Here is a 24050-nt window from a genome sequence, read left to right on the forward strand (position 1 = left end):
ACCACCCCTGACGAAAGTCAGGTCTCGCCCGGCGCCGGCAGCCGGGTCGGCACGGCATTCTGCACCTGCTGGTAGATCACCGACGTGCGGAAGCCGACGATCTCCTTTCGCTTGCTGAGCTTGTCCAGCAGGAACGCGTGCAGGTGATCCAGATCCTGCACGGCCACGTGCAGCAGGAAGTCGTCCCCGCCCGCCAGCACGAACACGCTGAGCACCTCGGGCATCTCGGCGGCCGACGACTTGAAGGCATTGATCACGGCCCGGCTGAGCGGGCGCACCTGGACCGCGACCATGGCCTGGACGGTGCGGTTGAGCGCGGCCGGGTCGATGTCGGCGTGGTAGCCGCGGATGACGCCGCGCCGGGTCAGCGCCCTTACCCGCTCCAGACAGGTCGAGGGCGCGATGCCGAGCTGTCGGGCGAGCTCCCTGTTGGACTGCCGCGCATCCGTTTGGAGAAACCGTACGATCGCCGAATCAAGTTCATCCATGGCTTGATCTTTCCATGCTTGTCCGGTCAGACGTTCGGCACGGGCCCTGGGATTTCGTTCATGTGGGCTAATTTCAGCGCTATGACACAACACATGAGCGCAGGACAGGGCACGGCGTTGCTGGTCGGGGCGGTGCTGGGGCCCGGGATGCTGGTGCTGCCGCACCTGGCCGCGGCCGCCGCCGGACCCGCCTCCGTGCTGGCCTGGGCGGGCCTGCTCGCGCTGAGCGTTCCCGTCGCCCTGACCTTCGCCGCGCTCGGCGCGCGCTACCCGGACGGCGGGGGAGTGGCGAGCTTCGTCGGGCTGGCGTTCGGGCGGCATGCCGCCGCCGTGGCCGGGTGGTGGTTCTACGGCGCGGTGCCCATCGGTACGGTCGCGGGCGCCCTGGTCGGCGGCCAGTACGTCGAAGCGTGTTTCGGCGTGGACGCGACCCTCGCCGCCTGGCTGATCATGATCGCCGCCTTCGGCGCCAACACCGCCGGGCTGCGCACCTCGGGACGGCTGCAGATCGGATTCGTCGTCCTGCTCGTCGGGCTGCTGGCCGCTGCCGTGATCACCGCCGCGCCCCATGTCGACCCGGCCAACTTCACCCCCTTCGCCCCGTACGGCCTGGCGGGCGTGGCCGGTGCGGCCGGCGTGCTCATGTTCGCCTTCGTCGGCTGGGAGGCGGCCAGCCATCTGTCGGCCGAGTTCGCCGACAGGACGAACGGCCTGGTCAGGGCCACGGTGGTGACGCTCGTCGTGATCAGCGTCCTGTATGTCGGGGTGTCGGTCACCTCCGTCGGCGTGCTCGGCGCGGACATGACCGGCGTGCCGCTCACCGCGATGCTGGAGCTCGGGCTCGGCGACGTCGCCCGGCCGGTTACCGGGGTGGTGGCCGTGCTGCTGACGTTCGGGGCCGTCAACACCTACATCGCCGGAGCCGCGCGGCTCGGGGCGGCCCTGGCCAGGGACGGCGCGCTGCCCGCCTGGTTCGCCGCGGGCGGAGAGCCGGGGCGCACGCCGTACCGGAGCCTTGGGTTGCTGGCCGTGCTGTGCGTGCCCGTGCTGGTGTGGGCGGTGGATCTGGATCTGCTGATGCGGGCCACGTCGGCGTGTCTGGCCGCCGTCACGGCGGCGGGCGTGGCGGCGGCGGTGCGCGCGCTGCCCGCGGGACGGCACCGGAACACGGCTGTGGCGGCCACCGGGATGTCACTCGTGGCGCTCGCGCTTTGTGGCGGCTACCTGGTGGTTCCCGCCGTGTTCGCGCTCGTGGCAACGGCCGTGTTGAAAGCCGGTGCTCGCCGTCCCGGTAAATGGGGCATATACCGATAGCACGGGACGACGTCACGTCGGGAGGTGCTATGACCGAGCAGGCCAAGTACGCGGAGTCCAGAGCGGTCGGCGAGCAGGCGCGCGAGAAGGAATGGACCCGGCCCAGCTTCGGCAAGCAGTTGTTCCTCGGCGACTTCCGGCTGGATCTGGTGCATCCGGTCCCCACGCTGTCCGACGAGGCGACCAAGCGGGGCGAGGAGTTCGTCAGGACGGTGCGGCGCTATCTCGACGCGCACGTCGATCCCGCGCTCATCGAGCGGACCGCCCAGGTGCCCGACGAGGTCGTCAAGGGGCTGGCCGGGCTCGGGGCGTTCGGGATCACAATCGGGGAGGAGTACGGCGGGCTCGGGCTTCCCTACCTGTACTACTGCCGCACCCTCATGCTCCTCGGCTCGTACTGCCCGGCGCTGGCGACGCTGCTGTCGGCGCACCAGTCGATCGGGGTGCCGCAGCCGCTGAAGCTGTTCGGCACCGAGGAACAGAAGCGAGAATTCCTGCCAAGGTGCGCGGCGGGCGAAATTTCGGCATTCCTGCTTACCGAGCCTGATGTCGGGTCCGACCCGGCCCGGCTGTCCACCACTGCCGTCCTCGACGGCGACGACTACGTGCTCAACGGCGTCAAGCTGTGGACGACGAACGGCGTCGTCGCCGAGCTGCTCGTGGTCATGGCCAGGACCGGCAAGAAGATCAGCGCGTTCGTGGTCGAGGCGGACACCCCGGGCATCACGGTCAGGCGCCGCAACGAATTCATGGGGCTGCGCGGGATCGAGAACGGCGTCACCGAGTTCTCCCAGGTACGGGTGCCGGCCAGGAACCGCATCGGGCGCGAGGGAGAGGGCCTCAAGATCGCGCTCACCACGCTGAACACCGGCCGCCTGTCGCTCCCTGCCGTGTGCGCGGGCAGCGCCAAGTGGGCAGTCAAGATCGCCCGCGAGTGGGGCAACGCCCGCGAGCAGTGGGGGCGCAAGATCGGCCGGCACGAGGCCGTGGCCACCAAGATCGCCTTCATCGCGGCCACCGCGTACGCGCTCGAAGCCGTCACGGAGCTCACCAGCCGCCTGGCCGACGACCGGCGCAACGACATCAGGATCGAGGCCGCGCTGGCCAAGCTGTACGCGACGGAGCTGTCGTACCAGGCGCTGGACGAACTGGTCCAGATCAGGGGCGGGCGCGGCTTCGAGACGGCCGAGTCGCTGGCCGCCCGCGGGGAGCGCGGCGTGCCGGCCGAGCAGATGCTGCGCGACGCGCGCATCAACCGCATCTTCGAGGGCTCCTCGGAGATCATGCGCCTGATGATCACCCGGGAGGCGGTGGACGCTCATCTGTCGGCCGCCGGGGAGCTGATCAACCCGGAGGCCTCCCGCCAGGAGCGCGCCCAAGCCCTGCGACGGGCCAGCCGCTTCTACGCCAAGTGGCTGCCCACGCTGGTGGCCGGCACCGGCAACCTGCCCACCGCGTACGCCGGATTCGGGCCGCTGGCCGGGCACCTGCGCTTCGTGGAGCGGACCAGCAGGAAACTGGCCAGGTCCACCTTCTACGGCATGTCCCGCTGGCAGGGCAAGCTGGAGCACAAACAGTCGTTCCTCGGCCGGCTCGTCGACATCGGGGCCGAGCTGTTCGCCATGACCGCCGCCTGCGTCAAGGCCGCGGAGGACTCCAGGGATCTGGGGCGCAGGCCGTACGAGCTGGCCGACACGTTCTGCCGCCAGGCGCGGCACCGCGTGGAGGCGCTGTTCGACCGGCTCTGGGACAACAGCGACGAGCAGGACGCGCGGCTGGCCGGCTACGTGCTCGAAGGCCGCTACGGCTTCGTCGAGGAGGGCATCCTCGACCCGTCCATCGAGGGGCCGTGGATCGGCACGCCATCCGGCGAGGAGAACGTCCGGCGGAAGATCCTCTGACGACCGGTCTAGACCGGAAGTGAGGCTTTTCTGGTAAGAGTGTTTCCAAATCGAGACGAGCCGGTATAGACCGCTTCGTTTGCGCAGGCTTACTCTGACGCAAGCGCGCCTCGCGCGTCCCCATCCCCCCAGGGCGGGGTCCGGTGGCTGGTACGGACCAGCGTCACCCGTCCGACGAGAAGGCGGTATCTCCAGTGAACATGAAGCTTGTGGGCGGCGCCGCGCTCGGCCTTGCCACGGTACTGGTCCTGTCCAGCTGCGGCTCCGGCGGCTCCGGCGGCGCCACCCAGGCATCGGGCGACGGCACGGTCACGCTCAAGATGGTCGCCGCCGACTACGGCGATGGCCCCGGCAAGCCCAACTCGGGCGAGACGTTCTGGAAGGGCGTCACCGACGAGTTCACCAAGGCGAACCCGAACATCAAGGTCGAGGTCCAGGTCATCAACTGGAACGACATCGACAAGCAGGTCGCCACCATGGTCCAGAACGGCCAGGTGCCCGACATCCTGCAGACCGGCGACTACTCGGGCTTCGTCAAGGACGGGCTGCTCCACAAGGTCGACGAGGTCCTGTCCCCGAACGTCTCCGGCGACATGCTGCAGAAGTTCGCCGAGTTCGGCAAGGTGGACGGGGCCGCGTACGGCATCCCGTTCGTCTCCTCCGCCCGCGCCCTGTTCTACAACAAGGACCTGTTCGCCAAGGCCGGCATCGCCGAGCCGCCGAAGACGTGGGACGAGGCCAAGGCCGCGGCCGAGAAGCTGAAGGCGGCCGGCGTGACCCAGCCGTTCGGCCTGCCGCTCGGCCAGGAAGAGGCCCAGGCCGAGTCCTTCCTGTGGATGCTCGGCAACGGCGGCGGCTACAAGGACGCCTCCGGCAATTGGGCGATCAATTCGCCGCAGAACGTCGAGACCTTCACGTACCTGAAGGGCCTGGTCGACGCCGGCTTGACCACCCCGAACCCGGGCACCAAGGACCGCAAGACGGTCTGGGAGGACTTCGGCGCCGGCAAGGTCGGCATGGTCAACGGCGGCCCCATGTCGATCCCGATCTTCGACGCGGCCGGCCTGAAGAACTACGGCGTCGCGCCCATCCCCGGCAAGGCCGGACCGCTCGACACCACGCTCGGCGTCATGGACTGGATCATGGCCTTCAACAAGAACGGCCGCGCCGCCGAGATCAAGAAGTTCTTCGACTTCTTCTACAGCGGCACCGCCGCGCAGAAGATCTCCGACACCTACAAGCTGCTGCCCGTCACCAACAGCGGCATCCAGAAGCTGTCGGGTGACGAGAAGCTCAAGCCGTTCCTGGACGCGCTGCCCAACGCCAGCTTCTACCCGTTCCAGGACCCCAAGTGGGCCACGGTGAACCCGGCGATCAAGCAGACCATCGGCGGGGCCGTCAAGGACGACCCGGCCAAGGTCCTCGGTGAGCTCCAGAAGACCGCCGAAGCGGCCAGCTGATTCATCGGGGATCCGTACGGCCGGCGCTGTTCTGCCTGCGCCGGCCGTACCGTCCTGGAAAGGTGCCTCATGAGAAGGTTGCGCGCCCTCGAGCCCCTCGCCTGGGTCGGGCCCGCCATCGTGCTGATCGCAGTGGTCGTGCTTTGGCCCGTGGTCGAGATGATCAGGTCGTCGTTCCTCGAGATCAGCCGCTTCGGCGTGGAACGCGGATACAACGGGCTGGCGAACTACGACAAGTTGTTCGGCGAGAAGGACTTCGCCGACATCATGTCCCGCAGCGTGATCTGGGTCGTCGCGGTCGTCGTCTGCACCGTGCTGATCTCGCTGGCCCTCGCCCAGCTGTTCAACCAGCGCTTTCCGCTGCGCAAGGTGGCCCGGTGGGCGCTGATCGCACCGTGGGCCGCCTCGGTGCTGATGACGGCCATCATCTTCAAGTGGATGCTCGACCCCGAGGTCGGCGTGATCAACCAGATCCGGCTGAAGCTGGGACTGATCGACGCGATGGGCGGCGCCGCGGCCGACCAGCTCGGCGACGGCTCCACCGCCATGCCGTGGCTGGTGTTCGTCGCGGTGTTCGTGTCGGTGCCGTTCACCACGTACGCGCTGCTGGCCGGCCTCGCAACGATCCCCAGTGACGTGTACGAGGCGGCCAAGATGGACGGGGCCGGACGGTTCCGGACGTACTGGTCGATCACGCTGCCGCTACTGCGTCCCGCGCTCACCGTCGCGGCCCTCATCAACGTCATGAACGTTTTCAACAGCTTCCCGATCATCTGGGCGATGACGCACGGCCAGCCGGGATACTCGACGGCCACCTCGACCATCCTCATGTTCATCCTCAAGGGATCCGACATCGGTGAATCGGCAGCCATGTCCGTCGTCAACTTCGGCATGGTGATCGTGCTGACCGTGATCTTCCTCAAGGTGTCGCGGTGGAACAAGGAGGTGGCGTGATGGCCGTCAACACGATGCCGCCGAAGGCCAGGCCGCACCCCCATGTCAGCAGGCAGAGGGGGGCCGTGCAGCGTCAGCTGCCGCGAGTCAAGACGGTGCTGGTGGCGGCCAGCGCGTACGTCGTCGCCTTCATCTTCCTGTTCCCCTACCTGGTGATGCTGCTCACCTCGCTGCGTTCGCAGGACTCGCTGCGCGACGTGACGTTCTGGCCGGAGGAGTGGGTGTGGTCCAACCTCACCAACTTCTGGAGCAGCGGCCTGGCCGGCAACCTGTGGGTGACGATGAAGGTGGCCGCGGGCTCGACGGTGCTCGTGCTGCTGGTGGCGCTGCCCGCGGCGTACTACTCGGCCAGGCACAACTTCAGGGGGCGCACCGCGTTCCTGATCCTCGTGCTGATCACTCAGATGTTCCAGCCCACGGCCATGGTGGTCGGCATCTACCGCGAGTTCTTCCAGTTCGGGCTGGTGGACTCGATCTGGTCGCTGATCCTGGTCAACGGCGGGTTCAACCTGGCGTTCGCGGTGTGGATCCTGAACGCGTATTTCGCCTCGATCCCGCGTGAGCTGGAGGAGGCGGCGTTCATCGACGGGAACGGGCGCTTCGGCGCGCTGTTCAGGATCACGCTGCCGCTGGCCATGCCGGGCGTCATCACCGCGCTGATCTTCACGTTCATCGCGGCGTGGAACGAGTTCGTGGTCGCGCTGACCCTGACCACGAGCCAGGCGAACCAGCCGCTCACGGTGGCGCTCAACTCGTTCATCGGCCAGTATCAGGTGGACTGGCAGAACCTGTTCGCCGGGTCCGTGATCGCCACCATCCCGGTGATCATCCTGTTCGCGCTGATCGAGCGCAAGGTGGTCGGCGGGCTGACCGCAGGGTCGATCAAGTGAGACGGGGGAGGCCGACCGGGCCTCCCCCCGCCACTAGTCCTTCTTCTTGGGCACCCGGGCCACGCAGAACACCGTCTGGCCGAAGGGCGGCCGCATGAACCGCTCGATCAGGCGGGTCAGCGGGACCACCGTCCGGTCGTAGATCTTGACCAGCCGCGGGTCCGGGTAGCCGACGCCACCCCGGCGCACCGCCGCCCACCAGGCGATGCCGCCCAGGAAGTTGATCGGCTTGAGCACCTCGATGTCCAGCCCCGCCTTGGCGACCGTGGTGCCCAGAGTCTTGGGCGTGTAGCGCTGGACGTGGCCGACCTTGCGGTCGAAGTCACCGTAGAGCTGCATGTAGCCCGGCACCCAGATGATGATCCGCCCGCCCGGCAGCGTGACACGGGCCAGCGAACGCAGCGCCTCGGCGTCGTCCTCGATGTGCTCGAGGACATTCATCATGACGACGGTGTCGACCTTGTCCTTCAGCGGGATGTCGGTCGGCAGCCCGAACTGCAGGACGTCGATGTCGTCGCGGCCCTCGAAGCGCTTGGCCAGCTGTTCGACGCAGTAGGGGTCGAAGTCGCTCACGACGAGCCTGTCGAGCCGGGGCAGGAACTGCTCGGCGAAGTGGCCGAGCCCGGAGCCGATCTCCAGCATCGACCGGCCGACGTGCGGGGCGACCATGTCGAACTCGTACTGCCGATAGTTCTTGGCCTCGTCCCCACCTAGGTGGTTCTCCAGGGCCTCGTCACCGGCCGCCGGTTGGACTACACGGTCATACCCAGATGACATAATCCCGTTCCTTCTAGGGGCTCATGGATTGCCCGAGTCTAATGCCCTTGCCGGGGATGAGGGGCAAGACACCCCTTCCCCCGCGGCACTCGGATGCGGTGGAATCTGACTCGCCATGGACGACGACGAGGCGATCGCCCGCTCGCTCGACGGTGACTTAGCGGCCTATGAGGCGCTGGTCGCCCGCTACAGCGCGCTTGCCCACCGTACCGCGTACATGATGGGGGCCGGGGACGAAGCCGAGGACGTCGTGCAGGAGGCGTTCGTCAAGGCGTTCCGGCATCTGGCGAGCTTCCGCAGGGACGCGCCGTTCCGGCCGTGGCTGCTGCGCATCGTTGTGAACGAGACGCACAACCTGACGAGGTCGCGGGGACGGCGGGCCGAGCTGGCCTTGCGGCTCGGCGCCACCGCCGACCCCGTGGCGCCCGACGATCCCGAGGGCGCGGCCATGGCCACCGACCGGCGTGCGCGGTTACTGGTCGCGGTACGCGGGCTGCCCGAGCGGGAACGCCAGGCCGTCGTGTGCCGGTACTTCTTACAGCTGACGGAGGCGGAGACGGCGCAGGTGCTCGACTGGCCGGTCGGCACCGTCAAATCCAGCACGCATCGTGGGCTGGCCCGGTTGAGGGAGGAGGTGGGCAATGAGTTCGCGTGAGCCTTTCGACGACCTGGAAGCCGAACTGCTGGCGCTCGGCGACCTCCTCGACGTGCCTGCCCCGCCGCCGGCCGACGTGGCCGCCGCCGTCCGCGCCCGCCTCGACGCTGCCGCTGCCGCGGACGCCGGGGCTGCCGATGCTGACGCCGCGGCTGCCGACGCTGCCGCTGACGCCGCGGCTGCCACCGATGCGGGCGCCGCCGGCGAAGAGCCCGATCCTGCGCATGGCCCCCACACCACCGCTGTCAGGCCGCACCCGCGACGGCCGGGGCGGCGGGATGATGGGCGGCGGCCTCCGGCGCGGCGCGGGCGGCGGGCGCGGTGGAAGATCGTGGCGGCCGTCGTCATAGCTGTCATCGCCGTCACGGCCGCCACCCCCCAGGGCCGGGCCGCCGTGGTGCAGATCCTGCGTTTCGCCGGAATCGAGCTCCAGATCGGCGACACCCCGCCCGAACCCGTCACCACCACGGCCCCGCTGCCAGGAGAGCGGACGGTGTCCCCGTCCGAGGCCGCGCGCCTGGTGAGGTTCCAGGTCAGGACCCCGTCCCGGCTCGGCCCGCCCCAGAGCGCGTCCGTCGCCGACAACGGCAGGGTGGTGTCGATGTTCTGGCCGGACGGCATCAGGCTCGACCAGTTCGACGGCGGCGTGGACCCGTACTTCTTCAAGAAGGTCGGCCCGCCGCATCCCGACTACGTGGACGTCGGCCCGTACCAGGCGTGGTGGCTGCCAGGGGCGCATCCGCTGGGCTACATCAAGCGGCAGGACGGCACCCAGGTGCCGCTGCGCCAGGCGGGGCCGACCCTCATCTGGCAGCAGGACACGCTGACCTTCCGACTGGAAGGCGTCAAGACCAAGGAGGAGGCCGTCAGGATCGCCGGATCACTCGAATGAGCCCGTGAGCCACTCGTCCATGCCCTTGAACAGCTCCTTGCGTACGGACTCCGGCGCCGCCGACGATCGTACGGACTGCCGCGCCAGCTCGGCCAATTCGGCGTCGCTGAAGCCGTAGACGTCCCTGGCCAGCTCGTACTGCCGCAGCAGCCGCGCGCCGAACAACAGCGGGTCGTCCGCCCCCAGCGCGATCGGCACGCCCGCGTCGAACAGCCGCCGCACCGGCAGGTCGGCGGCCCGCTCGGCGACGCCCAGCCCCAGGTTCGAGGTAGGACAGATCTCGCAGCAGATCTGCCGGTCGGCCAGCCGGTGCATGAGCCACTCGTCCTCCGCCGCCCGCACTCCGTGCCCGATCCGGTCCGCCCCCAGATCGTCCACGCACTGCGCCACGCTGCGCGGCCCCATCAGCTCGCCGCCGTGCGGCACGGCCAGCAGCCCGCCCCGCTTGGCGATCCGGAACGCCCGCTCGAAATCCCGCGCCTGGCCCCGGCGCTCGTCGTTGGACAGCCCGAACCCGACCACGCCTTTGTCGGCGTATTGCGTGGCCAGCCTGGCCAGGGTGTTCGCGTCGAGCGGATGCCTGGTCCTGTTCGCCGCCACGACCACCGCCATTCCGATCCCGGCGTGCTCGGCCGCCTGGCGTACGGCGTCGAGCGTCAGTTCGAGCGTGGCCGTCAGCCCGCCGAACCGCTGCGCGTAACCCGAGGGGTCCACCTGGATCTCCAGCCATCGCGACCCGGCCCGCGCCTCGTCCTCGGCCGTCTCGCGCATCAACCGGTAGACGTGCTCCGGCTTGGTCAGCACGGACCTGGCGATGTCGTACAGCCGCTGGAACCTGAACCAGCCGCGCTCGTCGGTGGCCCGCAGCTTGGGCGGCCAGTCGTCCTCGAGCGCGTCGGGCAGGTGCAGCCCCTGCTCCCTGGCAAGCTCGATCAGCGTGGTGTGCCGCATCGAGCCGGTGAAGTGCAGGTGGAGATGAGCTTTGGGAAGCGCGTCTAGGGGCCGTGGCATTTGCCTATCTTGCCATTCACCCTGGGCAGGGTTCGGCGGCGACCAACCGCATGGTACGGATGGGGCGTGGTGGGGGATCAACGAACCATGATCCCGGAGGGATGGCGGGCGGCGCTCGCGGCGCTGGCGCTCGCGGTGACGGCGCTCATCATCTACGGGCTCTTCGCCTCGGGGTTCGGACGTCCGCCGCGCCCTGTCGCGGAGACGCCGGAGCCCATCGCCGTGCCGACCACGCTCACGATCCCCCGCGCCGGCTCGGCGGTGGCCGTCGCGGCTCCCGACGCCGCGCCGGCGGTGATCACCGGTGGACTCTGGCTCACGTACCTGCCCGGCGGGCTCGGACGCAGCGGCGGGGGAGCGATCGAGCACGGGGGCGGCTGGGCCAGGTTCGGCTCCGCGGACACGTTCGTCGAGGCGCGGGTCGACCACGGCCCCGAGGCCGCCGACTGGCGGCGCTACCGTGCGCGAGCCACCGTGCTGGACGCCCGCAGCACCACCGTACGCGGCAAGCCCGCGGTAGCCGGCAGGCATCCGGGCGGCGGGCGTGTGATCGTCTGGCTGGAACGTCCGGGCGCCGGGGCGTGGATCAGGGTCAGCGAATCGCTCGGTAAGGAACTGGTCGCAGTCGCCGCCTCAGTCAGGACTCCTGTAGGAGACTAGGACCCCTTTCCTGGGTATCTGCTCATGTCATGGGGGGTTGATGCGGCGTCTGGCGGCAGCGCTCCTCGTCGTCGTGCTCGCCGGGTGCGGGTGCGCGGACGACGTGCCGGAATCCCGCCCCACGCCGCGCCCGCCCGCACCGGCCACGAGCCCGGCCCTCACGCTGTCCTGCGACGCCACCGGAGTCCGGCTCCCCGCCATGCCGGCGGGCCTGACCCGGGTGGGCTCGTTCGCCCGCCTGGCCTCGCTCACCCGCCGAATCAAGGTCAAGGGTCTGGTCTGGCGCCAGAACGACGAGCAGCTGTACGTCGGCGTCGTGTGCGGCGTGCGTACGGCCGAGCAGTTCGTCACGCTGGTCGCCAGCTCGACGCTGACGACGTATGAGGGCAAGCCGGCGCTGCGCTGGACCACCCGGCGCGGCCTGCGTAACTTCATGTGGCTGGAGCGGCCGGGCACCGCCGTCTACATCGGCGCGACACCCGGCCTGGCCCCTCACATCAGACAAATCGCCGCAGGCATCAGCTGAAGCCGCAGCATCACCTCAAGCCGCAGCATCACCTCAAGCCGCAGCATCACCTCAAGCCGTAGGCATCACAACAAGCCGCAGCGTCACCTGAAGCTGCAGGCATCACTTAAAGCCGCGGGCGTCCCCTGATGGCGCCGCGGCTCAGCGGGCCTCTCCCAGCAGCTTGGCCAGGCGGCTGACGCCCTCGACCAGGTCGTCGTCGCCCAGCGCGTATGACAGGCGGAAGTAGCCCGGCGTCCCGAACGCCTCCCCGGGCACCACCGCCACCTCCGCCTCCTCCAGGATCAGCTCGGCCAGTTCGCTGGACGACTGGGGACGCCTGCCCCGCAGCTCCTTGCCGATGAGCTCCTTGACCGACGGGTACGCGTAGAACGCCCCCTTCGGCTCCGGGCAGTAGACGCCCGGGATCTCGTTGAGCATCCGCACCATGGTGTGGCGCCGCCGGTCGAACGCCGTGCGCATCTCGGCCACCGCCGACAGGTCACCGGACACCGCGGCCAGCGCCGCCATCTGGGCGACGTTGGAGACGTTGGAAGTGGCGTGCGACTGCAGGTTGGTGGCGGCCTTGACCACGTCGGCCGGGCCGATCAGCCAGCCGACCCGCCAGCCCGTCATCGCGTAGGTCTTGGCCACGCCGTTGAGGATCACGACCCGGTCGCCCAGCTCGGGGACGGCGGTGGCGATGCTGGTGAACTCGGCGCCGCCGTACACGAGGTGCTCGTAGATCTCGTCCGTGACGACCCACAGTCCGTGCTCGGCCGCCCAGCGGCCGATCGCCACCGTCTCCTCGCGCGAGTGGACGGCGCCCGTCGGGTTGGACGGCGAGACGAACAGCAGGACCTTCGTGCGCTCGGTCCGCGCCGCCTCCAGCTGCTCCACGCTCACCAGATAGCCGGTCGACTCGTCGGTCACGACGTCGACCTGGACGCCCCCGGCCAACTTGATCGCCTCGGGGTAGGTCGTCCAGTAGGGGGCGACGACCAGGACCTCGTCACCCGGGTCGAGCAGCGTCGCGAACGCCTCGTACACCGCCTGCTTGCCCCCGTTGGTGATCAGGACCTGCGAGGCCTCGGCGGCGTAGCCGGAGTCGCGCCGCGTCTTGGCTGCGACGGCCTGCTTGAGCTCCGGCAGGCCGCCCGCCGGGGTGTACTTGTGGAAGCGGGGGTCGCGGGCCGCCTCGATCGCCGCCTCGACGATGTAGCCGGGCGTCGAGAAGTCGGGCTCGCCCGCGCCGAAGCCGATGACGGGGCGTCCGGCCGCCTTCATGGCCTTCGCCTTGGCGTCCACGGCGAGCGTGGCGGACTCGGAAATCGCGGAGATTCTTGCGGAGATGCGAGGTCGGATCGACATGCTCCCATCGTCCCACGCGCTCGTGACCTGGGCGATCAGGTTTGGGTTCGACGTACTGGGCATTCCCCCGTATGCTTTCGCCTGGTCCTTCCGCCGCATGTCGGCGAGCGGTTCGGTCCAGGCAGTGAGTCGATCAGGGTAGTCTGGTTGACGACATAGGGCACTGGCGCAATTGGTAGCGCACCGGTCTCCAAAACCGGCGGTTGGGGGTTCGAGTCCCTCGTGCCCTGCGAGTGCGGTCCGCGCAATGATAGGCGTGTTAGCGCGCCGCAATAACTGCGTTGGATACGACGAATCAGGTGAGGACTGTGGCGATCGACACGCGCGGCGAGGCCGCAGACAAGCCCAGTGGCGAAAAGAAGACACGCACTTCACCTGCCCTTTTCTACCGGCAGGTCGTCAACGAGCTTCGCAAGGTCATTTGGCCGACACGCAAGGATCTCGTCACCTATACGACGGTCGTTCTGATATTCGTTCTGATCATGGTTGCCATCGTGTACGGGCTCGACAGCGCCCTGGGATGGGCGGTCCTCCGCGTCTTCGGTGGGGCCTGACCCAGACACCGCCGGTTTCGCCTGACGGAGTCGCCATTCGATACGAGCTGAATCGATAAGACGAAAGAGGAAGAGTCACCGTGTCCGAGTCTTCAGTTCCGGCGGAGGAGTCCCGCGACGAGTGGGGCGACGAGCTGGAAGAGGCCACTGACGAGGCCGCCGAGGCGGCCATCGAGGAGGCCGAGGTCGCGGAGAGCGACGAGGCAGCCGATGTCGAGGCTTCCGCCGTCGAGGACGGTTCTGCTCTTCCCGACATCGACCCTGTCGAGGAGTTCAAGGATTCGCTCCGCGGCCTGCCCGGCGAGTGGTACGTCATCCACTCCTACGCCGGTTACGAGAACCGCGTGAAGTCCAACATCGAGAGCCGCAACGTGTCGCTCAACATGGAGGACTACATCTACCAGGTCGAGGTGCCGACGCACACCGTCCAGGAGTTCAAGAGCGGCAAGAAGGTGCCCGTCAAGGAGCGCGTGCTGCCCGGCTACGTGCTGGTGCGCATGGAGCTGACCGACGAGTCCTGGGCCGCCGTGCGTAACACGCCCGGCGTGACCGGCTTCGTGGGCCTGTCCAACAAGCCGAGCCCGCTCAGTCTCAGCGAGGTCGCCAAGCTGCTCGCGCCCGAGCCGACCGAGGAGACGAAGAAGGCCGCGGCCAAGACCGCCACCGGCCCGACCGTCGAGTTCGAGATCGGCGAGTCGGTCACGGTCATGGACGGCCCGTTCGCCACGCTGCCGGCCTCGGTGAGCGAGATCAGCCCCGAGTCGCAGAAGCTCAAGGTGCTGGTGTCGATCTTCGGTCGCGAGACCCCGGTCGAGCTCTCGTTCAACCAGGTCTCGAAGATCTAAGGCCATCACATACACTTAGACGTTCGGCTGGCCGCCCTGTCGCGAAGGGTGGCCTTCCGACATGTCAGGGCTGCATCCGCAGTCCCGGCAAGCATCGCAATCAGGACCCGGAGAAGGACAAATGCCTCCGAAGAAGAAAATTGCCGCGCTGGTCAAGGTGCAGCTGCCTGCAGGCCAGGCCACGCCGGCGCCGCCCGTGGGTACCGCCCTCGGTCCCCACGGCGTCAACATCATGGACTTCGTCAAGCAGTACAACGCTGCGACGGAGGCTCAGCGGGGCAACATCATCCCCGTTGAGATCACCATTTTCGAAGACCGCAGCTTCGTCTTCATCACCAAGACGCCGCCGGCGCCTGAGCTGATCAAGAAGGCTCTCGGTCTCGACAAGGGCAGCGCGGTCCCGCACCGCGACAAGGTCGGCAAGCTCAGCCGCGAGCAGCTGCGCAGCATCGCCGAGACGAAGATGCCCGACCTCAACGCCAACGACATCGAGGCAGCCGAGAAGATCATCGCCGGCACCGCCCGGTCGATGGGCATCACGGTCGCCGAGTAAGTCCTTCCCAGAAGTCGTGGGAGGGCCGGCTGAACACCGGCCCGTACACCACTAGGAGTCAGAAATGCAGCGCAGCAAGGCGCACAAAGACGCGGCCGCCAAGGTCGACCGCGACAAGCTCTACTCGCCCACCGAGGCAGCGAAGCTGGCCAAGGAGACGTCGACCACCAAGTTCGACGCCACCGTCGAGGTCGCGCTGCGGCTGGGCGTCGACCCTCGCAAGGCCGACCAGATCGTGCGCGGCACGGTCAACCTCCCGCACGGCACCGGTAAGACCGCCCGGGTCCTGGTCTTCGCGACCGGTGACCGTGCCGAGGCGGCCCGCGAGGCGGGCGCCGACATCGTCGGCGCCGACGAGCTGATCGACGAGATCTCCAAGGGCAACAGGCTCAACGAGTTCGACGCCGTCGTGGCCACCCCTGACCTGATGGGCAAGGTCGGTCGCCTGGGCCGTGTGCTCGGCCCGCGCGGTCTCATGCCCAACCCGAAGACCGGCACCGTGACGCCCGACGTCGCCAAGGCCGTGACGGAGATCAAGGGCGGAAAGATCGAGTTCCGCACCGACCGGCAGGCCAACCTGCACTTCATCATCGGCAAGACGTCGTTCGGCGAGCGCGAGCTCCTGGAGAACTACGCCGCCGCCCTCGACGAGGTGCTGCGTCTCAAGCCGTCCGCGGCCAAGGGCCGTTACCTGAAGAAGGTCACCTTCTCGACGACGATGGGCCCGGGCGTCCCGGTCGACCCCAACGTCACCCGTGGGATCACCGCCGAGCTGGAAGGCTGATCCTCCGGTTCTGCGAAGGCCCCCGCCCGATTTCTTCGGGCGGGGGCCTTTTCGTGCGCCGGGGGTGGCTTTCTTGTTTTTACGGCAAGCCGTGGCGACCGCTACCCGCCGCACTTCGGCTGAGGGCCCTCCAGGAAAACGGCCTCTGACCCTTCAGTGGCTGAGCGCCGTTACGTGCGCTCTGTCACTCAGGAATTCGGACGTTCGTGCATTCGGGCACCGCTTTCCGGCGTTGGCTCCGCTGCTGCCTTCCCACGACCGGGGTGGCGTTCCCGACGCCCTCCGCGGAGCCTTGCTTGGCCGGGTGTGGGCTTGTGGGGAGTTGTGGAGGGAATGTGTGGGATGTGTAGGGGATAACCCTGGGTTTTCCCCTAATTGTGTGGGGAAGGCGCTACGGAGCCGGAACTTAAAAGTAGGGTCAAGACATGTTGAAGCGCACGATAGGTCTCGCCGCGGCCGGCGCCGCACTCGTCGTGGCCGCGGTCGCCGGTTGTGGCTCGACGGCCCAGCCCATCCAGGTCAACCTGGCCGCCTCGGAGGTGCTCGCCCAGGCTGCGCAGAAGACGGCGGAGGTCACGAGCTACACGGTCGACGCCGTGGTGAACGCGACCCACTCCCAGGAAGGCACCGGCCGGGTGCAGGGGCGCATGCTCTACCAGAGCAAGCCCCAGCTCGCCGTGGACCTCACCCTGGACACCGTCGACATGGGCGACAGGAGCCTGCCGGGCGGCGTGCGCGCCGTGCTGCAGGGCGACGTCGTCTACGTCAAGGTCGAGGCGCTCAAGGACCTCGTGGGCGCCACCAAGCCATGGATCAAGGTGCCGCTCACCGAGATGGGCGATTCCGCGCAGGTGAACCAGTACCTGTCCCAGATCCAGCAATTCGACCTCGCCAACGTGACCAAGCTCGTCACGGCCTCGCAGGACGTGAAGTCGGTCGGCAACGAGAGCGTCAACGGCGAGGACACCACCCACTACAGCGGTACCTTCCCGGTCGACGCGGCCGTGCTGCTGCTGCCTGCCGACAAGCAGGAGCAGGCCAGGACCAACCTCGCCGAGCTGAAGGACGTCAAGTTCGACATCTGGGTGGCCGCCGACGGCCTGCCGCGCAAGCTGGCGCTGAACGGCTCCAAGGAGGGCGCCACGCTCGACGCGACCCTGTTCTTCAAGGACTTCAACAAGCCCGTCACCATCGAGGCCCCGCCTGCTGAGCAGGTCGGCGAGCTGCCCAAGAGCACGACCAACTGAGAGCGATTTGGAAACTCGGCGGCCAGCACGTAGTCTGGTCGTTGCCGAAGACCGCCGGTCGTCGTCAGGTGCCTCAAAGCCTGGCGGCCGAAGGTTCCACGACATGTGGACGACCCGCGCAGGTGTGATGCGAGTTTCCCACATGGTTGATCCGTGTGTGCGAGCCCCGTGTGCGCCCTGCGCCCGGGGCTGTTCTCATGTATAGGGCCTTCTCCGGCGGCACATCTGGAAGGAGGCCCATGGCGAGGCCGGATAAGGCGACAGCGGTTGCCGAGCTCAAGAACGAGTTCGAGGGCAGCAGCGCCGCCGTTCTGACCGAGTACCGCGGTCTCACCGTCGCGCAGCTCAAGGAGCTGCGCACCTCTCTCGGTGAGAATGCGAAGTTCGCCGTGGCGAAGAACACCCTGACCAAGATCGCGGCCAACGAGGCCGGCGTGACGGGTCTGGACGACCTGCTGATCGGCCCGACCGCCGTCGCCTTTGTCAAGGGCGACGTCGTCGAGGCGGCCAAGGGTCTGCGTGACTTCGCCAAGGCCAATCCCCTTCTGGTGATCAAGGGCGGCGTGCTCGAGGGCAAGACGCTCGACGCCACCGAGATCACCAAGCTCGCCGACCTCGAGTCCCGCGAGGTCCTCCTCGCGAAGCTTGCCGGTGCGCTCAAGGCGAAGCAGAGCGCTGCTGCCGCGATGTTCGCCGCGCTACCCACGCAAATGGCTCAGCTGGCCGACGCCCTCCGCGCGAAGCGCGAAGAAGCGGGCGAGTAACACGGGGGTTGCCGCAACACACCGCGGTCCCGTTCCTAGTTTTCTGCAGGTCCTAAACGTAAGGAAAGCATCATGGCGAAGCTCAGCACCGACGAGCTGCTCGACACGTTCAAGGAGATGACCCTCCTCGAGCTGTCCGAGTTCGTGAAGCAGTTCGAAGAGGTCTTCGACGTCAAGGCCGCCGCCCCCGTCGCGGTTGCCGCCGCCCCCGCCGCCGGTGGTGGCGAGGCCGCCGCCGTTGAGGAGCAGGACGAGTTCGACGTCATCCTCGAGGCTGCCGGCGACAAGAAGATCCAGGTCATCAAGGAGATCCGCGCCCTCACGTCCCTGGGCCTCAAGGAGGCCAAGGACCTGGTGGACGGCGCTCCGAAGAACGTCTTCGACGGCAAGGTCAACAAGGAGCAGGCGGAGAAGGCCAAGGCTGCCCTCGAGGGCGCCGGCGCCACCGTGACCGTGAAGTAGTTTCTCCTTCACGCAAAAAGCTCTTCGAAAAGAGGCGGCTGCACCCTGGTGCCGGGTGTGCCGTCTCTTTTCGCATGTCAGGACTGTTCTGGGAGCAGCCTCCGAAGGGTCCGGGCAGGGGCTCAGGAGATTCTCATGGGCGTCTCATGGCCCCGCCAACCGGCTTGCTTAGCGTGCCGGGTGTGGTTACCGAGTTTTCTGGCCGAGCTCCGCTCGGCGCGCTTCGACCGAGGTCCTCGCTTCGCCGTGGATCCGTCCCAGCCAAGTCTCGTTGGGCGCTGGCGGGCCTGCTCATAGGCGCCGGCATCCTCTACATCTGGGGCCTGGGCGCCTCCGGATGGGCCAATCCGTACTACTCCGCGGCCGTGCAGGCCGGCAGCCAGAGCTGGAAGGCGTTCTTTTTCGGGGCCTCGGACGCCTCGAACGCGATAACCGTCGACAAGACGCCCGCCTCGCTGTGGCCGATGGTGCTCAGCGTGCGGCTGTTCGGGCTGAACTCCTGGGCGATCCTCATACCCCAGGCGTTGATGGGCGTCGGCACCGTGGCCCTGGTGTACGCCTCCGTACGCAGGCTGTTCGCGCCCTGGGCGGGGTTGCTGGCCGGGGCCGTCATGGCGCTCACGCCGGTGGCCGTGCTGATGTTCCGGTTCAACAATCCGGACGCGATGCTGGTGCTGCTGCTGACCGCCGCCGGCTACTGCGTGGTGCGGGCGCAGGAGCGCGGCGCCACCCGGTGGCTGGTGCTGGCGGGGGCGGCGATCGGGTTCGCCTTCCTGGCGAAGATGCTCCAGGCGTTCGTGGTGCTGCCGGGGTTCGCGCTGGTCTACCTTGTCACGGCGCCTGTGGCCTTCTGGAGGCGCGTGCGGCAGTTGCTGCTCGCCGGTGCGGCCATGGTGGCCGCGGCCGGATGGTGGCTGCTGGCGGTGGCGCTGGTGCCCGCGTCGGAACGGCCCTACATCGGGGGCTCCCAAACCAACAGCGTGCTGGAGCTGGCGCTCGGCTACAACGGCATCGGGCGGCTCAACGGCGACGAATACGGCGGGCTGGGAAACCTGAACCAGCAGGCCGGATTGCTGCGGATGTTCGACACCGAGGCCGGCGGGCAGATCTCCTGGCTGCTGCCGGCGGCGCTGGTGCTGCTCGTCGCGGCCATCTGGCTCACCCGGCGGGCGACACGGGCCGATCCCGTGCGCGCCGCCTTCTGGGTGTGGGGCAGCTGGCTGATCGTGACCGGGCTGGTGTTCAGCCTCATGCAGGGGATCTTCCACGCGTACTACACCGTCGCGCTGGCTCCGGCCATCGCGGTGCTGGTCGGCATGGGGGTCGCCCTGCTCTGGGAGCGGGGGGCCCGCCCGCTGCTCGCCGTGCTGACGGCGGGGACGGCCGTGTGGTCGTACGTGCTGCTGTCCCGCAGTTCCGAGTGGAACTCATGGCTGGGTGTCGCCGTGCTGGCGGCGGGGCTGGGGGCGGCGCTGGCGCTGCTTCTCACGCGCCGCGTCCTCGCCGTGGTCGCGCTCGCCCTGGCGGCCTGCCTGGCGGGACCGGCGGCCTACGCCGTGGACACCGCCGCGTCGCCGCACACCGGAGCCATCCCGACGGCCGGGCCCTCCACCGGTGGCGGGTTCCCGCGGCCTGGGGGAGGCGGCCAGGCGTTCCGGCTGCCACCGGGCGGTGGCGGACCGGGCCAGGCTGGCGGCGGGATGAGCACGGGTGGAATGCGCCGGGGCGGCATGGGCGGGTTGCTCAACGCGGGCACGCCGGCCGCCGCGCTGACCGCGCTGCTGAAGGACGGCGCGTCCGGCTACACGTGGGCGGCGGCGACCGTGGGGTCCAACAACGCGGCCGGCTACCAACTCGCCGGCGATGTGCCGGTGATGGCGGTGGGCGGGTTCAACGGCACCGACCCCGCGCCGACGCTGGAGCAGTTCAAGAAGTACGTGGCCGAGAAGAAGATCCATTACTTCCTCGGCGCCGGCATGGGATTCGGGCGCGGTGGCGACACGGGTGGCAGCGACGACGCGGCGAAGATCGCGGCCTGGGTGCAGGAGACCTTCACCGCCACCACGGTCGGCGGCACCGCCGTCTACGACCTCACGACCCAGCCCTGACCGCGCCGAGCCGTAGCAGGACGGGCAGGGCCACGGTCCGGGCAGCTAACCGGCGGCCCGGACCCGGGCGACGGCGGTGCCGTCCATGTAGTCCCTCGTGTGGACGATCTGGCCGTTCCTGATCCGGAACACCAGAAGCCCCGGCACCGTGATCCGCCGATCCCCGGCCGTGCCGTCCACGACGTGCTCCACCACCACGACCTCGGAGTCCTCCGTCCGGTGCAGCGCGAGTCGGCGTACCTCCTGGACCTCGAACGGCGTCGTACCCCATGTCGCGCGGTACCCCGCGCGGATCTCCTCCCGCCCCTTGTACGGCGGCCACCCGCCGAACGGGAACTCGTGCAACCCGTCCTCCGCGTAGAGCTCGGCCAGCTCGTCGGCCGACTTGTGGAGCATGGCGTCGTGGTAGCGGCTGACGATCTCGTCGATGGACATGCGAGGACCTCTTTCGCTCAACAGGCGTTGACTCAACGAGCGTAGAGCGAAAAAGTCTGATAGGTCAACGCATGTAGAGTCTGAGCGTGGGCGAGAGAGTGCTTCCGCGGGCCGAGAGGCGGCGCAAGACCGAGGGCAGGATCCTCGACGCGGCCAGGCGGCTCTTCGCGGATGCGGGATATGAGCGCACCACCATCAGGGCCGTCGCCAAGGCGGCCGAAGTCGATCCCGCCCTGGTCATGCAGTATTTCGGCAACAAGCAGGAGCTCTTCCGGCAGGCCGTCCGCGTGACGCCGGATCCTGCCGCGGGGCTGAGCGCCGACGAGCTGGTCGAGCAGGTGCTCGGCACACTCGACGTCAAAATGGGCGAGTTGCCGCAGGGAACGCTGGCCATGATGCGCTCCATGCTCACGCACCCCGAGGCGGCCACGTCGGCGCGGGAGGCGCTCGGCAGGCAGATCGACCGGCTCGCGCAGTCCATCCCGGGCGACGATGCGCGGCTGCGGGCCGCGCTGACAGTGGCGATCATGCTCGGCGTGACAGTCGGGCACCAGTTGCTGGAGCTGGACGAACTTCGCGAAGTGTCGCGGGAGGAGATCGCGCGAGTGCTGCGCCCGAGCCTGTTGGCACTTACTGGACCCGAGGTCCGATAACCGCCCGGTAACAAGTTATTGGATCCAGTTTCAATTCTGTGGAACGTCGCTACGGTGATGGCAGCTCGGCGGTAAAGTTTGCGTTAAGTTATCTCCTGGATGCTCCCTGTGATCGGGAAGGTGGCCGGTGGGCGTCGAAGTCGTGGTCGATGGACTGACCAAGTCGTTCGGGCGGCAGGTCATCTGGGAGGATGTCTCGCTCACGCTGCCCGCCGGCCAGATCTCGGTGCTGCTGGGCCCCTCGGGCACCGGCAAGTCGGTCTTCCTCAAGACGCTGGTCGGGCTGCTGCGGCCGGATCGCGGCCACATCTGGATCGACGGCTACGACCTGGCCAACTGCTCCGAGAACAAGCTCTACGAGCTGCGCAGGCTCTTCGGCGTGCTGTTCCAGGACGGCGCGCTGTTCGGCTCCCTCAACCTCTACGACAACGTCGCCTTCCCGCTGCGCGAGCACACCAAGAAGACCGAGTCCCAGATCCGCCAGATCGTGATGGAGAAGATGGAGCTGGTCGGCCTGCTCGGCGCGGAGCGCAAGCTGCCGGGGGAGATCTCCGGCGGCATGCGCAAGCGCGCGGGGCTGGCCCGGGCGCTGGTGCTCGACCCGGAGATCATCCTGTTCGACGAGCCGGACTCCGGGCTCGATCCGGTACGGACCGCGTACCTCAACCAGCTCATCGTCGATCTCAACGCCGAGGTCGAGGCGACGTTCCTGATCGTGACGCACGACATCAACACCGCCCGTACGGTCCCCGACAGCATCGGGCTGCTCTTCAGGCGCGAGCTGGTCATGTTCGGGCCGCGGGAGATGCTGCTGTCCAGCGACGAGCCGGTCGTGCGGCAGTTCCTCAACGCCAGGAAGCACGGGCCGATCGGCATGTCCGAGGAGAAGGACATCTCCGAGCTGGAGGCCGAGGCGCGCCTGGGGCACGATCCCGGCACCCTTCCGCCGATCCCGCCGCAGCTCATGCCCACCGGCAACCGCATTCGCCGCTCCCAGCAGCCGCCGGGCACCTGGCTGGCGGCCAACGGCGTGCTCCCGCCCCAGGGCTCGTTCGTGGACGAGCGCGGGCGCAACTGGCTGGATGAGTATCCCCGCCTGATCAACGCCCACCTGCACGGCATCGCGTAGATCGTAGCGCCCCTGCGGCGGTGCACCTGGACAGGTGGCCGTGAGGCGAGCGCCTTACCGGCTGCGTTGATTCGGGGGCCCCAGGAGCGGGTCGCGGGTTATGATCCGGCGACCGGCCGGGAAGGGGTGAGCAGACGTGGCGGGACTCGCTGCGCGGCCCGCTCGCATCCTGATCGCGGCGCTCAGCGGGGTGCTGGCGGTGCTCGTCGGCACGGGCGTGTGGGTCGCCGCGCAGGCGCGCGATGAGCAGGGCAGGGCAGGCGACAAGGAGGCGGCGCTCCTGGTGGCGGGAACCCACGCCAAGAACCTGATCTCGCTCGACTACCGCACCGTCGACGCCGATCTGCAACGGATCCTCGACACCTCGACCGGTCCGGCGAGGGCCGAATACGCCGCCAACGCCGGCAAGCTCAAGTCCACCACGGTCGCCAACAAGGTCGTCCAGCACGGCGTGCTGCGCGCCACCGGGCTCGTCTCGCTGACCGACGTCACGGCCAAGGTGCTGGTCGTGGCCGATGTGGAGATCCGCTGGGACGGATCCAAGAGCGCGCCGCAGGAGCGGTACTACCGGTGGTCGATGGACCTGGCCAAGGTCGGCGACGGCTGGCGGGTGTCGAAGGCGGTGCAGGTGCTGTGAGGATTTTCACGATCGTCCTGCTCGCCGTCCTCGTGGCCGCGGGCGCGGTGCTGGTGCCGACGATGTGGTTCAACCTGCGCGACCTGCGCGCGGCCGACGCGGCCGGCGTGGAGGCCATGGCGGCGGCCAAGCGGGTCGCACCGGACCTGCTCTCCTACGACTACCGCACCGTCGAGAAGGACCTGGCGCGGGCCGGCGCGCACACCACCGGCGCGCTGACCAAGCACTACAAGGATCTGGCCACGACCCTGGTCTCGCGGGCCAAGGCGCAGAAGATCGTGCAGACCGTGTCCGTGGCGGCCGCGGGGGTCGAGCGGGCCGAGCCCGACCGCGTCGAAATTCTGCTGTTCGTGAACACTGGTACGGTCAGGGAGGCTCCTGGCGAAGAGCTCGAACGGCAGTTCGCGCAGAGCCGGGCGAGGTTCGTCATGGTGCGGCGGGACTCGCGCTGGCTGGTGGCCGACCTGTCGACCTTGCTGGGGACCGCCTGATCCGCTCCGGGACCCGTGGGCGTGCCGCTTCCTTCAATTGTTACCAAAAATCTGGTTTGGTGAAGCCCTTGATAGGGGTACTCCAGTCACAGCTACACCGGTTGTCGGCATGGGTTCGACCCCTGGTGTGACGGAGCGTTAACCGCCCCCGTTCGCGGGTATCGTCTTGGGCCTGGCGGTAAGCGACTGATCACACAGGGGAGAAAACCCAGCGTCCGGGCCCCTAGTCGGCTAAAAGTCGGGCTTGTGGGCTTGACGTTTCCGCCTGAACGGGCGATGCTGCGAGCAACGTGAAGCATGCAGCGAGAGCGAAGTGGACAGGCGTGTGCCGTTCGGCTACACTGCCCCTTTGCGCTGCCCTTTGACGACCCGCGATGCTTGCTCACGTTGCGAGGTTGTCTGGCGTGCGTGTAGTCAGTCCGCCGCGAGCCCTCGGAAGGACATCTGTTGGCAGCCTCGCGCAACGCCTCCGCCGTACCCGCTGGTCCCCGTCGCGTCTCATTCGCGCGT

The 24050-nt window shown here is 68.4% G+C and carries 26 protein-coding genes and 1 tRNA gene; 22 read left to right on the forward strand and 5 right to left on the reverse strand.

The annotated features are described in order from the left end of the window. Positions 1-17: 17 nt before the first annotated feature. On the reverse strand, positions 18-488 hold the full coding sequence (locus ACTMTI_RS49960) for an Lrp/AsnC family transcriptional regulator (RefSeq protein WP_441127948.1): 471 nt from the start codon (positions 486-488) through the stop codon (positions 18-20). 93 nt (positions 489-581) lie between these two features. Here ACTMTI_RS49960 and ACTMTI_RS49965 point away from each other — a divergent pair, with 93 nt between their 5' ends. The 5 genes from ACTMTI_RS49965 (at position 582) to ACTMTI_RS49985 (ending at position 7007) form a co-directional block, all read left to right on the forward strand. Beyond that, positions 582-1802 carry an APC family permease gene (locus ACTMTI_RS49965; protein WP_441127949.1) on the forward strand — a complete coding sequence of 407 codons (1221 nt, stop codon included), beginning with the start codon at positions 582-584 and terminating at the stop codon, positions 1800-1802. A gap of 29 nt (positions 1803-1831) precedes the next feature. Beyond that, a complete protein-coding gene (locus ACTMTI_RS49970) occupies positions 1832-3703 on the forward strand; it encodes an acyl-CoA dehydrogenase family protein (protein ID WP_441127950.1) in 1872 nt (623 codons plus the stop codon). A 200-nt stretch (positions 3704-3903) separates the two neighbouring features. After that, positions 3904-5163 (forward strand): extracellular solute-binding protein, encoded by a 1260-nt coding sequence (locus tag ACTMTI_RS49975; protein WP_441127972.1) that lies wholly within the window; start codon positions 3904-3906, stop codon positions 5161-5163. 69 nt (positions 5164-5232) lie between these two features. Beyond that, entirely contained in the window at positions 5233-6117 is an 885-nt protein-coding gene (locus tag ACTMTI_RS49980) for a carbohydrate ABC transporter permease (protein ID WP_441127951.1), read from the forward strand. Continuing rightward, positions 6117-7007, forward strand: coding sequence for a carbohydrate ABC transporter permease (locus ACTMTI_RS49985; protein ID WP_441127952.1), 891 nt, complete (start codon positions 6117-6119; stop codon positions 7005-7007). The genes ACTMTI_RS49980 and ACTMTI_RS49985 overlap by 1 nt, the downstream gene beginning before the upstream one ends. A 33-nt stretch (positions 7008-7040) precedes the next feature. On the opposite strand, the gene ACTMTI_RS49990 is transcribed toward ACTMTI_RS49985, so the two are convergent. Next, the gene (locus tag ACTMTI_RS49990; RefSeq protein WP_441127953.1) at positions 7041-7784 is read right to left on the reverse strand and encodes a class I SAM-dependent methyltransferase; all 744 of its coding nucleotides are present in this window, start codon (positions 7782-7784) and stop codon (positions 7041-7043) included. Between the two features lie 115 nt (positions 7785-7899). On the opposite strand from ACTMTI_RS49990, the gene ACTMTI_RS49995 reads away from it, so the two are divergent. After that, positions 7900-8439: an RNA polymerase sigma factor gene (locus ACTMTI_RS49995; protein WP_441127954.1), complete on the forward strand. Its 540-nt coding sequence runs from the start codon at positions 7900-7902 to the stop codon at positions 8437-8439. Continuing rightward, positions 8426-9331: a hypothetical protein gene (locus ACTMTI_RS50000; RefSeq protein WP_441127955.1), complete on the forward strand. Its 906-nt coding sequence runs from the start codon at positions 8426-8428 to the stop codon at positions 9329-9331. Before ACTMTI_RS49995 ends, ACTMTI_RS50000 begins: the two co-directional genes overlap by 14 nt. Here the strand turns inward: ACTMTI_RS50000 and ACTMTI_RS50005 are convergent. Then, a complete protein-coding gene (locus ACTMTI_RS50005; RefSeq protein WP_441127956.1) occupies positions 9320-10342 on the reverse strand; it encodes an adenosine deaminase in 1023 nt (340 codons plus the stop codon). The two genes, ACTMTI_RS50000 and ACTMTI_RS50005, sit on opposite strands and share 12 nt — an antisense overlap. An 87-nt stretch (positions 10343-10429) precedes the next feature. Between ACTMTI_RS50005 and ACTMTI_RS50010 the strand changes: the two genes are divergently transcribed. Together ACTMTI_RS50010 and ACTMTI_RS50015 are read left to right on the forward strand one after the other, a co-directional pair. Further along, positions 10430-11002 carry a hypothetical protein gene (locus ACTMTI_RS50010; protein ID WP_441127957.1) on the forward strand — a complete coding sequence of 191 codons (573 nt, stop codon included), beginning with the start codon at positions 10430-10432 and terminating at the stop codon, positions 11000-11002. A gap of 40 nt (positions 11003-11042) precedes the next feature. Then, positions 11043-11528 (forward strand): hypothetical protein, encoded by a 486-nt coding sequence (locus ACTMTI_RS50015; RefSeq protein WP_441127958.1) that lies wholly within the window; start codon positions 11043-11045, stop codon positions 11526-11528. 141 nt (positions 11529-11669) lie between these two features. Here ACTMTI_RS50015 and ACTMTI_RS50020 read toward each other — a convergent pair whose 3' ends face one another. Continuing rightward, positions 11670-12878, reverse strand: coding sequence for a pyridoxal phosphate-dependent aminotransferase (locus ACTMTI_RS50020; RefSeq protein ID WP_441127959.1), 1209 nt, complete (start codon positions 12876-12878; stop codon positions 11670-11672). Between the two features lie 157 nt (positions 12879-13035). Here ACTMTI_RS50020 and ACTMTI_RS50025 point away from each other — a divergent pair. The 9 genes from ACTMTI_RS50025 (at position 13036) to ACTMTI_RS50065 (ending at position 20195) form a co-directional block, all read left to right on the forward strand. Then, positions 13036-13108 (forward strand) — tRNA-Trp (locus tag ACTMTI_RS50025). A 78-nt stretch (positions 13109-13186) separates the two neighbouring features. Then, positions 13187-13432: a preprotein translocase subunit SecE gene (gene secE, locus ACTMTI_RS50030; RefSeq protein WP_441127960.1), complete on the forward strand. Its 246-nt coding sequence runs from the start codon at positions 13187-13189 to the stop codon at positions 13430-13432. 80 nt (positions 13433-13512) lie between these two features. After that, positions 13513-14277: a transcription termination/antitermination protein NusG gene (gene nusG, locus ACTMTI_RS50035; protein WP_441127961.1), complete on the forward strand. Its 765-nt coding sequence runs from the start codon at positions 13513-13515 to the stop codon at positions 14275-14277. A 121-nt stretch (positions 14278-14398) separates the two neighbouring features. Next, entirely contained in the window at positions 14399-14830 is a 432-nt protein-coding gene (gene rplK / locus ACTMTI_RS50040; RefSeq protein WP_441127973.1) for a 50S ribosomal protein L11, read from the forward strand. Positions 14831-14894: 64 nt separating this feature from the next. Further along, positions 14895-15614 carry a 50S ribosomal protein L1 gene (gene rplA, locus ACTMTI_RS50045; RefSeq protein ID WP_441127962.1) on the forward strand — a complete coding sequence of 240 codons (720 nt, stop codon included), beginning with the start codon at positions 14895-14897 and terminating at the stop codon, positions 15612-15614. Positions 15615-16039: 425 nt separating this feature from the next. After that, positions 16040-16861 carry an LppX_LprAFG lipoprotein gene (locus ACTMTI_RS50050; RefSeq protein ID WP_441127963.1) on the forward strand — a complete coding sequence of 274 codons (822 nt, stop codon included), beginning with the start codon at positions 16040-16042 and terminating at the stop codon, positions 16859-16861. A 239-nt stretch (positions 16862-17100) separates the two neighbouring features. Continuing rightward, entirely contained in the window at positions 17101-17625 is a 525-nt protein-coding gene (gene rplJ, locus ACTMTI_RS50055) for a 50S ribosomal protein L10 (RefSeq protein WP_441127964.1), read from the forward strand. A gap of 72 nt (positions 17626-17697) precedes the next feature. After that, complete coding sequence (gene rplL / locus ACTMTI_RS50060) at positions 17698-18087, forward strand: 50S ribosomal protein L7/L12 (protein WP_441127965.1); 390 nt, start codon at positions 17698-17700, stop codon at positions 18085-18087. Positions 18088-18452: 365 nt separating this feature from the next. Beyond that, entirely contained in the window at positions 18453-20195 is a 1743-nt protein-coding gene (locus tag ACTMTI_RS50065) for a glycosyltransferase family 39 protein (RefSeq protein WP_441127966.1), read from the forward strand. Between the two features lie 45 nt (positions 20196-20240). Here ACTMTI_RS50065 and ACTMTI_RS50070 read toward each other — a convergent pair whose 3' ends face one another. Next, a complete protein-coding gene (locus ACTMTI_RS50070; RefSeq protein ID WP_441127967.1) occupies positions 20241-20630 on the reverse strand; it encodes a nuclear transport factor 2 family protein in 390 nt (129 codons plus the stop codon). Between the two features lie 86 nt (positions 20631-20716). On the opposite strand from ACTMTI_RS50070, the gene ACTMTI_RS50075 reads away from it, so the two are divergent. The 4 genes from ACTMTI_RS50075 (at position 20717) to ACTMTI_RS50090 (ending at position 23540) form a co-directional block, all read left to right on the forward strand. Beyond that, positions 20717-21283, forward strand: coding sequence for a TetR/AcrR family transcriptional regulator (locus ACTMTI_RS50075; protein ID WP_441127968.1), 567 nt, complete (start codon positions 20717-20719; stop codon positions 21281-21283). A 127-nt stretch (positions 21284-21410) separates the two neighbouring features. Then, complete coding sequence (locus ACTMTI_RS50080) at positions 21411-22412, forward strand: ABC transporter ATP-binding protein (RefSeq protein WP_441127969.1); 1002 nt, start codon at positions 21411-21413, stop codon at positions 22410-22412. 136 nt (positions 22413-22548) lie between these two features. After that, positions 22549-23049: a hypothetical protein gene (locus ACTMTI_RS50085; protein ID WP_441127970.1), complete on the forward strand. Its 501-nt coding sequence runs from the start codon at positions 22549-22551 to the stop codon at positions 23047-23049. Further along, positions 23046-23540 (forward strand): hypothetical protein, encoded by a 495-nt coding sequence (locus ACTMTI_RS50090; RefSeq protein ID WP_441127971.1) that lies wholly within the window; start codon positions 23046-23048, stop codon positions 23538-23540. The genes ACTMTI_RS50085 and ACTMTI_RS50090 overlap by 4 nt, the downstream gene beginning before the upstream one ends. Positions 23541-24050: the final 510 nt, after the last annotated feature.

It is taken from the genome of Nonomuraea sp. H19, from assembly GCF_052068215.1.
Taxonomy (GTDB): Bacteria; Actinomycetota; Actinomycetes; order Streptosporangiales; family Streptosporangiaceae; genus Nonomuraea.

Coding starts and splice junctions, on each gene's coding strand:
- ACTMTI_RS50050 (WP_441127963.1), top strand. CDS start 16,040: ATGTTGAAGCGCACGATAGGTCTCGCCGCGGCCGGCGCCGCACTCGTC.
- rplK (WP_441127973.1), top strand. CDS start 14,399: ATGCCTCCGAAGAAGAAAATTGCCGCGCTGGTCAAGGTGCAGCTGCCT.
- ACTMTI_RS50015 (WP_441127958.1), top strand. CDS start 11,043: ATGCGGCGTCTGGCGGCAGCGCTCCTCGTCGTCGTGCTCGCCGGGTGC.
- rplJ (WP_441127964.1), top strand. CDS start 17,101: ATGGCGAGGCCGGATAAGGCGACAGCGGTTGCCGAGCTCAAGAACGAG.
- ACTMTI_RS50000 (WP_441127955.1), top strand. CDS start 8,426: ATGAGTTCGCGTGAGCCTTTCGACGACCTGGAAGCCGAACTGCTGGCG.
- rplL (WP_441127965.1), top strand. CDS start 17,698: ATGGCGAAGCTCAGCACCGACGAGCTGCTCGACACGTTCAAGGAGATG.
- ACTMTI_RS50005 (WP_441127956.1), bottom strand. CDS start 10,342: ATGCCACGGCCCCTAGACGCGCTTCCCAAAGCTCATCTCCACCTGCAC.
- ACTMTI_RS49990 (WP_441127953.1), bottom strand. CDS start 7,784: ATGTCATCTGGGTATGACCGTGTAGTCCAACCGGCGGCCGGTGACGAG.
- ACTMTI_RS49985 (WP_441127952.1), top strand. CDS start 6,117: ATGGCCGTCAACACGATGCCGCCGAAGGCCAGGCCGCACCCCCATGTC.
- ACTMTI_RS49975 (WP_441127972.1), top strand. CDS start 3,904: ATGAAGCTTGTGGGCGGCGCCGCGCTCGGCCTTGCCACGGTACTGGTC.
- ACTMTI_RS49995 (WP_441127954.1), top strand. CDS start 7,900: ATGGACGACGACGAGGCGATCGCCCGCTCGCTCGACGGTGACTTAGCG.
- rplA (WP_441127962.1), top strand. CDS start 14,895: ATGCAGCGCAGCAAGGCGCACAAAGACGCGGCCGCCAAGGTCGACCGC.
- ACTMTI_RS49965 (WP_441127949.1), top strand. CDS start 582: ATGAGCGCAGGACAGGGCACGGCGTTGCTGGTCGGGGCGGTGCTGGGG.
- ACTMTI_RS49980 (WP_441127951.1), top strand. CDS start 5,233: ATGAGAAGGTTGCGCGCCCTCGAGCCCCTCGCCTGGGTCGGGCCCGCC.
- ACTMTI_RS50070 (WP_441127967.1), bottom strand. CDS start 20,630: ATGTCCATCGACGAGATCGTCAGCCGCTACCACGACGCCATGCTCCAC.
- ACTMTI_RS49960 (WP_441127948.1), bottom strand. CDS start 488: ATGGATGAACTTGATTCGGCGATCGTACGGTTTCTCCAAACGGATGCG.
- ACTMTI_RS49970 (WP_441127950.1), top strand. CDS start 1,832: ATGACCGAGCAGGCCAAGTACGCGGAGTCCAGAGCGGTCGGCGAGCAG.
- ACTMTI_RS50010 (WP_441127957.1), top strand. CDS start 10,430: ATGATCCCGGAGGGATGGCGGGCGGCGCTCGCGGCGCTGGCGCTCGCG.
- ACTMTI_RS50020 (WP_441127959.1), bottom strand. CDS start 12,878: ATGTCGATCCGACCTCGCATCTCCGCAAGAATCTCCGCGATTTCCGAG.